The organism is Rhodoferax sp. LB1P47 (assembly GCF_056521445.1).
The window spans coordinates 12695-25325 of sequence record NZ_JBWMAU010000021.1; the positions used below are offsets into that span (position 1 = coordinate 12695).

General features: G+C 44.6%; 8 protein-coding genes. All 8 read right to left on the reverse strand.

Annotated elements, in window-relative coordinates; genetic code table 11:
* Positions 1 to 9: 9 nt before the first annotated feature.
* The 8 genes from AC0969_RS17685 to AC0969_RS17720 are packed head-to-tail and all read right to left on the reverse strand — an operon-like array spanning position 10 to position 12598.
* Positions 10 to 885, reverse strand: coding sequence for an NAD-dependent epimerase/dehydratase family protein (locus AC0969_RS17685; protein WP_479625475.1), 876 nt, complete (start codon positions 883 to 885; stop codon positions 10 to 12).
* Entirely contained in the window at positions 882 to 1919 is a 1038-nt protein-coding gene (gmd, locus tag AC0969_RS17690) for a GDP-mannose 4,6-dehydratase (RefSeq protein ID WP_479625476.1), read from the reverse strand. Before gmd ends, AC0969_RS17685 begins: the two co-directional genes overlap by 4 nt.
* A 55-nt stretch (positions 1920 to 1974) precedes the next feature.
* Positions 1975 to 5046 carry a glycosyltransferase family 4 protein gene (locus AC0969_RS17695; protein ID WP_479625477.1) on the reverse strand — a complete coding sequence of 1024 codons (3072 nt, stop codon included), beginning with the start codon at positions 5044 to 5046 and terminating at the stop codon, positions 1975 to 1977.
* 10 nt (positions 5047 to 5056) lie between these two features.
* Complete coding sequence (locus tag AC0969_RS17700) at positions 5057 to 8629, reverse strand: glycosyltransferase (protein ID WP_479625478.1); 3573 nt, start codon at positions 8627 to 8629, stop codon at positions 5057 to 5059.
* Positions 8630 to 8665: 36 nt separating this feature from the next.
* Positions 8666 to 9829: a glycosyltransferase gene (locus AC0969_RS17705; RefSeq protein WP_479625479.1), complete on the reverse strand. Its 1164-nt coding sequence runs from the start codon at positions 9827 to 9829 to the stop codon at positions 8666 to 8668.
* A 2-nt stretch (positions 9830 to 9831) separates the two neighbouring features.
* Positions 9832 to 10797, reverse strand: coding sequence for a glycosyltransferase family protein (locus AC0969_RS17710; RefSeq protein ID WP_479625480.1), 966 nt, complete (start codon positions 10795 to 10797; stop codon positions 9832 to 9834).
* Positions 10794 to 11402 carry a histidine phosphatase family protein gene (locus tag AC0969_RS17715; protein WP_479625481.1) on the reverse strand — a complete coding sequence of 203 codons (609 nt, stop codon included), beginning with the start codon at positions 11400 to 11402 and terminating at the stop codon, positions 10794 to 10796. The genes AC0969_RS17710 and AC0969_RS17715 overlap by 4 nt, the downstream gene beginning before the upstream one ends.
* A 2-nt stretch (positions 11403 to 11404) precedes the next feature.
* A complete protein-coding gene (locus AC0969_RS17720) occupies positions 11405 to 12598 on the reverse strand; it encodes a glycosyltransferase (protein ID WP_479625482.1) in 1194 nt (397 codons plus the stop codon).
* Positions 12599 to 12631 lie beyond the last annotated feature (33 nt).

The following is a 12631-nucleotide window of genomic DNA, read 5'->3' on the forward strand; positions in this document are numbered from 1 at the left end:
TGTTAATGATCAGGAGTGATCTGCACCAGCTGCTAGCAACATGCTTTGCAAAGTATCTTCCACCGTGGGCACAGGCAATTCAACACCATGTTGCGCCATGAGTGACCACAGCTTATCAGGGCTACCGCACAAACGGTGCAATTCATTCAGCCGCACAAACGCAGGATTGACCTCAACCTTCAGCGTATGCCCGGATATGCGTGAAAGCACATCAACCACATCTACCAACGCATAGGGCTTGCCCGAACACACGTTGTAAATCTCTCCCGGCTGCCCGTATTGAAGCAGTGCCAGGTAAGCATTGCAGACCATTTGCACATCATTGAATTCACGTTCTACCTGCAAATTCCCCAGACTCACGCTGTCTGCCCGCCGGGCAAAGTGATCCACCAGTTTGGGAATAACAAAATTAATGTGCTGCCCAACCCCTGTGTAGTTGAACGGCCTGGTGATGACAATGGGGAGCCGGTCCCGAAAGGTGAGCGCCATTTGTTCCATGGCTAACTTACTGCTCGCGTAGTGGTTCAACGGAGAGGGTAATTGGCTCTCAACAATAGGAGAGTTGATGCAATTGCCATACACATTGGCACTGCTCGCCAACAACACACAGCGCGGCTTGTGTGGGAGTTTGACCAAGGCATTGAGCAAATTGGTAGTGCCAACCACATTAACGGCATAAAACGCTGTGTCGTCCGCATGCCCTACGAAACTTATACCCGCCAAATGCACAACGGCATCGGGCTGTGCATCCATAACAGCATTTTGTACGGCCGACAGATCTGTCAAATCAACCCTACACGCCAAGATATCATGCCCCTCACCTTGCGCAAGCTTGGCAAAGTGCAGACCCGTGAAACCACTGGCTCCTGTCAACAGAATTTTCAAAACGAAAACCCTTGCTCGTTACGGCGCAAGTCAGCAGCAACCATCATCTGGCACAACTGCTCCAACGTTGTTTTGGGCTCCCAGCCGAGCTTGGCCTTAGCCTTGGCAGGATTACCAATCAACAACTCGACTTCCGCCGGGCGGTAGTATTTTGGGTTAACGCGCATTACCGTTTTGCCCGTTGCAGTGTCCACTGCAACTTCGGACTCTGCTGAACCTCGGAACTCCACGCTGATACCTACGCCCTTAAAGGCCATTTCAACAAAGTCGCGAACGGTCTCGGTACGGTTGGTTGCCAACACGAATGTGTCTGGCTCATCCACCTGCAGCATGCGCCACATACCCTCAACATAGTCCTTGGCAAAGCCCCAATCGCGTTTGGCATCAATGTTGCCCAACTCAAGGCAGTCTAATTTGCCAAGCTTGATCTTTGCCACAGCGTCAGTGATCTTGCGCGTTACAAACTCACGCCCACGCAACGGACTTTCGTGATTGAACAAAATACCGCTGGAGGCAAATATGTCGTAGCTTTCACGGTAATTGACTGTGATCCAGTGCGCATATAGCTTGGCGACACCATAGGGGCTACGAGGCCAAAAAGGTGTTTCTTCAATTTGCGGAATAGCTTGCACCTTGCCGAACATCTCAGACGTACTGGCTTGGTAGAACTTGGTCTTCGGGCTCACCAAGCGAATACCCTCTAGAAGGTTCAAGGCCCCCACACCTGTGATCTGAGCCGTGGTTGCGGGCTGGTCAAAACTCACCCCCACAAAACTCTGCGCAGCCAAGTTGTAGACCTCGTCGGGCTGGACTTTTTGCAGCAAATTGATGATGCAGCCAGGGTCGGTCAAATCAAACTCTACCAAGTGGAGATTAGGGTGATTCTGGATACCCAGTTCCTCCATCCGCCAAAAGTTTACTGAACTGGTACGCCGGTAGGTGCCGTACACGGTATATCCTTTTTCAAGGAGGAGTTCGGCGAGATAGGCGCCGTCTTGACCGGAAATTCCGGTAATCAATGCAGTTTTCTTCAATTTAATTCTCCAAATAATAGATCTAAATTAGTAGTTATTGCCATGATCAAGTCTTTCACTCTTGGAGAAGTCGCATCGAGGCGACTCCAACCCCGAGTAGTCGATTATCTGGACTCATTCCAAGTGTTAGCGGAGATTCAGAATCCGGCGTACTGAACTGCAGTTTCAATTCCCCGCTATCACTTATCATATCAATAGGTATTTCTATGGAAACCTCATGCAAATCATTATGATTTTTATCAGCATATAAGAAAAATTCATCAACAAGTATATTATTAACAAAAATATCTAATTTTTGTCTTGGATACCGTCCACTTACAAACGACTTAACCAATAATCGTAATGAAAAAGGCATTCTCTTATATGCAATTACTCTTAGATCTAAAGTCGCTGTCTTGCTAGCAGTCCAGCACCCCCAATCTTCAGAATGCGACCAACCATCACGAGTATAAATTCTAGCAGTTCCTTTAGTGGAGAAATCAACCTCAGTACCCAATTCATAAGCGGGTACTGGTTGCACCAACCCGGAATTAACTCGAATAAATCTATTCTTTAAAAATTGCGTAGATTCGCCTAATAGTGAAACATTCGAAACATTAAGTCCCAAAATTTTATCCTTCAGTTGCTTAGCACTTTGCGACCAAGTTAACCACGGCATATCATCCGAGGCAGGATGCAGGTTCTCTCGGAATAACTTCAACCACACTTTAATAGCAGCGGATAGATCCGCGTCTTGCATACCATCAAAATAAAATGCATATTTCCCAGCCACCTCTCTGAACACCAATATATCTCGAGCAATTACAGGCAGCTTATGTTGCGCCGCTTCGATTAATGGCAGGCCGAAACCTTCAGCCTCAGAAGCAGCAATGAGGCATGATGCAGCTCCGTATATTTTCCCTAGATACTCATCACTGACGCCAGTTAGCCAGAATAGATGGCGACTTAACTCGGGATGACTTATTAAACGTTGCGTAATTTCGTCTACATGCCAACCTGATTTCCCAACAATAATCAAATTAACATTCAGATTCTCGCTCCACAGCAACTCAAATGCTGCCAGAAGCTGTGAGTATCCTTTTCGCGGCTCTATACTACCAACAGCCAGAAAACTCGGACGACTCCGCATTGCGTTCAACACGAAATCAGCATCTTGTGGCATACCAACGCTAGGTACACTATTACTGATATCGGCACCTAGATGAAAATAAGTACGAACGATTCTTTTTTCTTGGTCTGGGAAATGCTCCATTAGCCAAATTTTCACATCTTGAGCAACCGACTGAGATATACAGATGAGATTATCAGCATAATAAGAAAGTGAGGACATCCATTGCTTAAAAGCCGGATTCATACCTGGGACATGCCAATGGGCATGAGTCAAAGGAGTCAAATCATAAACAACATAATTAATATAAACCCCATACTCTCGCATCTTCTTTAACTCGCTATTTAAAGATGGGAATAAGTGGGCAGACAAATCCAATCCAAGAAAAACGTCGCCCCTGGAGAACTCTATGGGAAGATCAGCACCTGTATCAAAATCGACGTTCAAAAATTCAGATATAAATGAGTGCGCATATTGAAATATCAGACCCTCACTCGAATAGATGGGCACCACCTTAAAGTCGGCAGGAGGTGATTTTACCAGTTGCAATAATATACTGCGAACCACTCGCTGGATTCCAGTCTTAGCATCACTTCTCACCAACTCAGAAACATCAACTAGCAACTGCCTCTGTCCGACACGAAAGTTGTTACGTGTAATAGAATTGTTTAATTGCCTAATATCCTCTAAGCTAGGCTGATCAACATCAACCGCTTGAGAAATATTTCTTAAAATTAAACTGGTGACTTTCGCTACATCTGAGGAAAAAACTCTGCAATCGGACAGCTTCTGGCATCCAAACTTAGACTCTAATGCACTTACTGCTGCAGCAGCGGAACCATCCCATGAGAACTTTTTGGATTGAACTAATCCGTGCTCTCTTAAATCCCTATTGAATGGCTCATCGGTCAAGGCTTCATAAATTTTATTAGTTATGCTTTCAACAGAGTGGGGATCAAATAAGGCATCTTTACGGCCGATTACTTCCGGAATACTGGTTGTATTAGATCCAATGACTGGTGCGCCACAAGCCATGGCTTCGAGTGCGGGAAGGCCAAATCCTTCGTGAAGTGAGGGAAATACCTTTAGAGAGCAAAGATTATATAGCGCGATAAGATCGTCGTCGGACACGTAATCCGTGAGTATAAATTGCTCAGAATTAAGTCCATACTTCGTTGCTAATGTCTCAATAAATTCTCTTTCACTACCGTGTAGTTTGCTAGATAAAACCAATTGATACGTATTTATTAACGGCTCAGGAAGAGCGGAAAAGGCCTCAAGAAGTCGATCAAAGTTCTTGCGCGGATCAAAACCACCCGGCACATAAAGAACGAAATTTTTGGTTATTTTATAACGGTCAAATATTTCTGCACGCTCTTCTTGGGTGTACACGGTCCGTATGAATTTGCTATCTATAGCGGTAGAAATGTTAATAACATTCTCGGGCGCAAAGTTCAACAACTCAACGACTTCATGCCGTGAGTTTTCCGAAATGGCAAATAAAATATCCGCCCTTTTCATTGATTCAATTTTACGAAAATAATACTCTTTGTATGCAGGATCAGTTAAGTAACTATCTTTTAAAACTAGCGGAATTAGATCGTAAAGCGTCACAGCAGTGGCCTGATTGATATCGCTGAGACCAATGGAAACCACCGATTCATCGAGCCACCCCTCCATCAAGCTCGCAACATGAACGAAGTCCGGTTCAAGTTGCGCAATAAAATGCTCACGAATTTGTTCTGCCGCTCTTATGCGCCAATGATTTTCAGAGTTGACACTTTCAACTGAATGAGGAGTAGAAAATACTGCAATTTTATTATGAGGGATCCATGGATAAAAGCACGAGGTAATTAATTCTATAGTTTCAGGAAACTTATCATTAAGCAGCAACCATACTTCATGGTCCCGTTTAGTTAATTGACTCGCCATGCTTTGGGCGAGCAACATTGAATACCGACCGATACCACGAAAACGACTCAAAAATTGGCATGCTTGGAGATCAATAATAATACGCATTAAATCATTCCTAATTAAAATTGGACGCCAAATTAGCAAAAGGCAGCGAACTCGGTGCGAACCTAACGGCTTTTATGGCAACCCCTAAGTAACGAGCATCACCATTGACAATTGGTATAGCTGGAGTAACATTCATTTGGATGTGAATAGTTCCAGGCAGTGCCTTTTTGACGGGAAGATTTAAGATAAATTCAGTCCAGTCGGATCCAACCTCTATACAGTCAAAGACAAGTTCGCCATCTAAAAAAATGTAAATAGCAGCTCCGCTGGCGGAACGCCAATAAAAAGATAAATCACCTGCGGGCCAATCAAATTGGACATGATATTTACTCCAGGCAAAAAAATCACTTTCATCTTTTTCTATCTGATAAAACCCGAAAAATAATTTTTGCTCTATCACGGCCGACTGCTCTAGACTAGCCGTCTCTGAAATTTGAATATTGGATTCGTTGTAAATAGAGCTTGCAATTAGAATTCTATCGAGTTCAGTCTTGGGTCGAAATGCAGCGTCACGTATCACCACACCTAACTGACGCGTGTCACCATGCACTATCGGCATTACATAAATCACATCCATTTGAAGATGAACGCTATTAGAGTAAATATCATCAGCAAAAAGAGGTAGTGTGAGTTCGGTCCATTCTTTTCCAACCTTGATTACATCAAGATGCTGCTTTCCATTCACTTGAATGCGAACTGTAGCGTCATCGACTGAATGCCACCAAAAACAAAGATGGCCCACCGGCCAGTCGAACTCAATACGATATTTGCTCCACGCGAAAAAGTTATTTCCATTTCTTTCTATAGGAAAAAAACCAGACGAATTTTTGTCATCGTCCATATTTTCGGAGATTGATTGAACTCCCTTTTGCATGAGAGGAGCAGACTTATTCCAAACAGCACTTGCCAGCAGAATCCTATCCAAAGTGGTTTCACACAAAAAAACAACATCGCGGATAGCGAGACCCAATTTACGAGAATCATCACTAGTCGTGAATATCTCAGAAGTGACATCGATTTCGACATGAACTTTTTCAGATTCTGTAGATTCAGCAGCTAGAGTTAACGTGAACTCAGACCATTCTGTCCCCACAATGATGGGGTTTGGAATTAAAACTCTATTTAAGCGAATTCGAACTGAAGCTAAACTCGCTGAATGCCACCAAAAGGAAAGATGGCCTGCTGGCCAATCAAACTTAACATGAGATTTACTCCATACAAAGAAATCATTTCCATCTTTTTCTATGGGATAAAATCCGGTCGCAGTTTTTTCATCATTCTCATTTGCATGGATAGATCGAGTTTCCATATCAGAGATTAGAGCTGACTTATTCCAAATAGAACTCGCCAGCAGAATTTTATCTAAAGTGGTTTCACGAAAAAAAACAACATCGCGGATAGCGAGACCCAATTTACGAGAGTCACCACTAGTCGTGGGTATCTCAGGAGTGACATCGATCTCGACATGAACTTTTTCAGACTCTGTAGATTCAGCAGCTAGAGTTAACGTAAACTCAGACCATTCTGTCCCCACCATGATGGGATTTGGAATTGACACTCCATTTAAGCGAATTCGGACTGAAGCTAAACTAGCTGAATGCCACCAAAAGGACAGATGGCCTGCTGTCCAATCAAACTCAACATGAGACTTACTCCATACAAAAAATCCGTTTTCGTTCTTTTCTATAGGATAAAATCCGGTCAAATTTTTTTCATTGTTCTCATTTTCATGGATTGATCGTGTTTCCGTATCCAAGATTAGATCTGACTTATTCCAAATAGAACTCGCTAGCAGAATTTTATCTAAACTGGTTTCACGAAAAAAAATAACATCACGAAGAGCGAAACCTAATTCCCGAGAGTCACCATTAGCGGGAAGTATTGTGGGGGTAACATTTAATTGCACATGAATGGTTTCAGAATCTGAATTTTCAGCAGCTAGATTTAACGTGAACTCCGACCATTCTTTTCCAACCATAATTGGATTTAGAATTGAAGCTCCATTTAAGGAAATTTGAACTGAAGCTCCATTCGCTGAACGCCACCAAAAGCATAGGCGTCCCTTTGGCCATTCAAACTCAATATGATATTTACCCCACGCGAAAAAATTATTTCCATCATTCTCGATGGGGTAAAAATTAGAGATGAGCGCATTATTCTTCACGTCCAATTTAATCGGACCCGCCTCCTCTAGGGAGCTATTACTCGATCTATTCCAAGCAATGTCTGCTCGTATCAAATTATCTAATTCAAGCGCAGTCCAATGCACCGATGCAAGGTCTTTGATATCGACACCCAAAAACCGCGTATTACTATTAATTTCTTCCGAAATAGGGCCTGCATCAATTTTTACATGAATAATGTCTTTTTCGGTATGTACCAATAGATCTAGGCGAAATTCTATCCACGCCGCTCCAACCTCCAATTTTTCAAAAGCTAGTCGTCCATCAATATAAACATTAACTATTGCACCGCTTAACGAGCGCCAAATAAAGTATAGACGCCCCGCTGGCGAGTCAAATTCGACTAAATTCTGCCCCCAGGCATAATACTCATTAAAATTTTGCTTAATAGCATGAAATTTTGAAATGTATCGACCGCCTATCTCCCCCGATTTAACAGCTTTATACAATCCAGCTAATGTAGCCGAAACATTAGTCCATGTAAATGAAGAATTTAGACAATCATTATTAATTAAGGATTTATCTTTTTCTAAGAGATTTTTAATACCTCTAGCGATATTTTCATAATCTTCATGTGCAACATACTCAGCCGCATCTACAAAATACTCTCTCGTACTGCCTTCAGAAGTCACCACAACTTTAGCGCCCGCCGCTGCAGCCTCTAGCGCAGCTAGTCCAGGGGTTTCTAGGGTGCTTGGTAACGCAAATAAGCTGCAAGCTGCATATGCAGACCGCAGCAATTCAGAGTCATGTGGTAACGCGCCAAGGTAACGCAACTGCGCACCGCCCTCTTCAATACAAGCATTTGCGTATTCTATATCACGCTTATATCCAATCAGTACCAGCGTATACTCAGGCAACAGCTTCATAGCGCGAATCAAATTTAACTGATTCTTTCTTGGTTCAATATTTCCAACATTCAAGACAAAAGGTCCATTTATTCCAAAATATTTTCGAAACAGATCGGGAGTAACATAGGAATAAAAATCTTCGTCTACACCGTTGTATACGGTAGCGAATAGTTCTCTCGGAATATTAAAAATCTGAGCCAGTTTGTCTCCTTCCATATTTGAGTTCGTCACGATTAGATCAGCCGTAAGCAGTTGATTACGAATTTCCTCCATCGGATAAAGATGCTTAGTTTTTTCAGTAATCCATAAATTTGGCGATATCAGAAGTGGTATATCAAGTGATTTTACATACGCACAAAACTGCTGGCTACCGGAAATACAAGAAAAAAAATGCACAAGATCGAACTCATGGAATCGCGGATTCCAAAGATCAAATAACTCGACAGACACACCAAGCTTTGGAAGATATTTTTGATAGGATTTTAATTGAACCTCACCTCCGCCCGGAGTATGAAATGCCATCGGATAGGTATTAAATAGAATATTCATTTTTATAATCTAAGGCAGACATGCTATGGGCATGCATCAAATTTTTACGTTCATCGCATTGAGTAACTCAAGCGCACTGGCTCGCCATGAAAGCAGTTTTACATGGAGAGAGGACGGTGCATGACCTGCAGCAGCAAGCTTAATCCAAGTTTGCAAGTGCTGGGCTAGGATGCCTGAATTTAAATCATTTGGCAGATAGTAGGCACCCTCACCACAGACCTCCCTAAATACATTAATGTCCCGTGCCAGTATTGGCAAACCATATGACGCAGCCTCAATGTTCGGCAACCCAAAACCCTCGGCTTCAGAGATTGATAAAAGGGCATTCGCGTTGATATAACTGTAGGCAAGCTCTTCGTCCGTAGCCGAATCCATGTAAACAAGATTTCGCCCCAGATGGGGATGGGTATTAATCCGCAGTATCAGTGCTTCGGATTTCCAGCCAGGTTTTCCAATAACCACAAGTTTTTGTTTCCCCCCTTCACTCCAGAGTAAATCAAAAGCATCGAGAGCCAGTGCATGCCCTTTTCTGGGTTCAAGCGTTCCGACCATAAGAAATGTCGTTATCGATTCAAAGGCACTAATAAGCCGGGTTGTGTGTGGTTTTTCGAGGCGTTGTGATTGAGTGGTACCCAGCCGAAAGTGAGATAAACGTGGGCGTTTATTTTTGAAAATAAGCTGCCTATCAAGCCAAGTTTCAACGTAAGACTGGGTGGTACTAGAAATGGAGATCAATGCACTGGATAAGGTCGCGGCAGCAGATAGCCAGAAAATAAATTGAGCCAGGAAGTCTTCGTTGCCAAACCACTTATCACTGACGGAAAATAGTTCCGGATGTGTCATAGGAAGAATATCATAGACAACAAAGAATATCGAGCATCCATTACTTCTATAGCTATCAAGCACCGACACAAGTTCTGGTTCTATTTTGTAATGAAGATCGACCCCCAGAAATATATCCAAAGATGACGGGTAGATAGCGATCTTGTCGACAGTAGCTAAGAAGTTTTCTGCCCTTGTATCGATATCGGCTTTATAAAAGTTCTTTGAACCGGCGCTACCGATCACTGGCTCTATTTTCCAAGGTCCAAGTGACATCATGCCTTCTAATGCTTGGTATATTTCCCAAGTGACACGCTGAATTCCCGTCTTTCTATTCAGGCGTGAAATCTCCGTCACATCATAAAAAATTGTCGGCATTATTAGGTGCGAGGTTCTTGAGCTAAGTAATCGTAAAGATTGGAGAAAGCACGTGGAAGAAGGAAATTTTCTGATTTTTTTCGAAAAACAGTTTCAGGTATCTTCTCCAAATACTGTAGTACAGTTTGGCGTATTTCGATCTCTGATCTTGGATCTACGAGCGTAGCCGTCTCATTGAAAAATTCTTTTGACCAATCACACTCCGAAAGAATCAATTCGCAATTTGCTTGGTAGGCCTCCACAGCGGAAACACCAGGAAAGTCTAGGGGTAACTCCAAGAATACTCTGCAACCTGTTAGTGCTGAAATATAGATCTCGGAGCCAAAAGGCATTTCCGGAACAAATATCGTATTTGTTCCGGCGCTTTCACGACAAAGTTTGAAATAAGCCTTATCTCTAACACTACCCGCTATGACCAAAGGGACATCTAGATCAGAAAGTGCCCGAATGGCTTTCAGCTGATTTTTCTGTGGCTCGATGATACCGGGCCAAAATATGTAATCCTTCACACCATAGACGTCTGTGAAGAGCGTGGTCCGCTTGGCGGTCGCGAACTCATTCGAAACCCCCGGCAACACAAAAATAATTTTTTTATCCTCAATAGCGAAGTACTTTTTAAAGTGTATACATTCAGCATTGGACTTGAACACCATCACGTCAAATCGGTTTACCAATTTTTGCACGTGTGCCACGGTGTCTTTTGACGGTTCTTCTACAAACCATAGGTTCGGCCACAGAATCATCTGGCGGTCGTTTCCCGCTAACTGGTCTAGCAACTGCTCAGTACCACCCGCTAGGGAGAAATGAATCACAGTGTCGTATTCGGAAACCGGACGTGAATCGGGGCCGTAAAGGTCCGCAATAAGGCCAACCTTATTCAAGGCGTCTCGCAGCAGAAAGATTTCCCGCTCACCGCCACCGTGGTACAGGTAGGCGCCGGGGTAAGTCGTCAGCAAGATACGTTTCATGGCATGGCCCTCAAAGTCGGATCGTCGAAATTAACGAAGCGATACCGTGTCTGCCCGCCAGCTGCCACATGGATGTGGACATGGTCACAGTTGCCAATGGCAAACGTGGGGTAGTTGCTGATATCGAGGTCAAGCAGGTGATGCAGGATGGCGCACACAGTGCCTTCGTGCCCTGCGATCAGTATGTCCTCGTCATCGGTCCAGCTCTTCTTTTCATGGTCGAACCAGCCGGTGACACGGGACATCATGTCGTTGAGGCATTCACCACCTGGGTATTTGAGGTCCGGACTCAGGCCTTGGTACTGGTAGCGCGGAGAGTGCGCATACAACTCAGCCACGGTGATGTGACTCACGTCGCCAGTGTCCAACTCGACCAGTGCAGGAACCGATGTAACTGTGATCTGTTGCTTCAGGTGCGCAATGGTCTGTTGGGCGCGTTGCAGCGGCGAGCAATAGATGCGGGAAAAGGTCAGCTTGTCGAGTTCAGTGCAGATGGCTACGGCCTGGGCTAGACCGCGTATGGAAAGTGGGTAGTCAGACGCTCCGCAAACAATGCGCTTTTCGTTGGAGACACTGATTCCGTGTCGCAACAGGTAAATGTTCATGGTCAGAAGCCGTATGTTTCGTTGACGCCGACTTCGTGGTCCAGAACGCGGCCATCAAGGTCATTGTCAAAATTGAACTGTCTGTCGATCAATGAGAGTCTGGCTTGCATGAGCTTGCTTACGCTGCGCAAGGAAAAGTCATGATTTACGCGAATCTTTGCATGGTCAGCGAAAATCAAACGCTCTCCGTAACACTCAACCATATCGACGAAGCATCGCGTTGCGGATGCCATATCTGGTTCGGCCCACGTGTCTTGTTTTTTGTAACGAAGACGTTCGTGGCCGATCTCTCGAAGTTTGTAGGCGACCAGCATGGTGTCGGCACCATCGCAGAAGTCAACATTACCGGAGTAGCCCGTAGTGATCACAGGGATGCCACGACTGATGGCATCCGAGATAGTGAAGCCAAAGCCTTCTGCCCGATGCAACGAAACATAGGCATCCGTTTCGTCATACAGGCCATGGATCACTTCGTTTTCGACATACCCGGGGACTACCAGGACATTAAGGTGCTTTTCGCTTATCGACTTAAGCTTGGCTTCGAGCAGCGCGTCGTATTCCAGGTTGCTGATCTTGACAACCAGCCTGATGTCCTGGCGGTCGCCAAAAGCATTGAGGAAAGCGCGAACGGTGAACAGGATGTTCTTACGTTCTGCATCGCTATAGACGTTGGCAATAGTGAGAAATGAAAACACTCCGCAATCGACGCCAGCCCTGCGATCGATCATTCGATCGGTGACCGAAAATTCCTCGATGGGATGAGGCATCAGCAGGATAGGGATGTTGGATGACCGAGACATGGCTTGCTGACAAAAAGCTGAACCTGTCCACACCTCGTCAAAAAACCGAAACTGCTTAGCCCATTGCTCGGGAATATCGGGAACTTCGCATTCCCAGTAGCCGATGTTGTGAAAACCATCCAGCGCACCGGCAGACAGCTGCGCAAAGTAGTGAGGAACCCAGCGTGCGCTGAAGTGAAAGTAGTTAATCTTGTAAGGCAGACTTTTGACCAGCACGTCAGTGATGACCAACTGGCTGGTCTTTTGCAGGGCAACGGGTCGAGACAACACAAATTTCTCTACGCCGAACTCCGTACCACTCAAGCACTGTAGGTTCAGTGACGCAGCGCGACCAATGCCGTCTGCAGTCTCAGAAGGGCCAAAAAAGTTGACCCCTGGTTTTTTACCGTTAAACATTCGCGGTAGGCCCTTCCTGGTATTGGCCTGGCA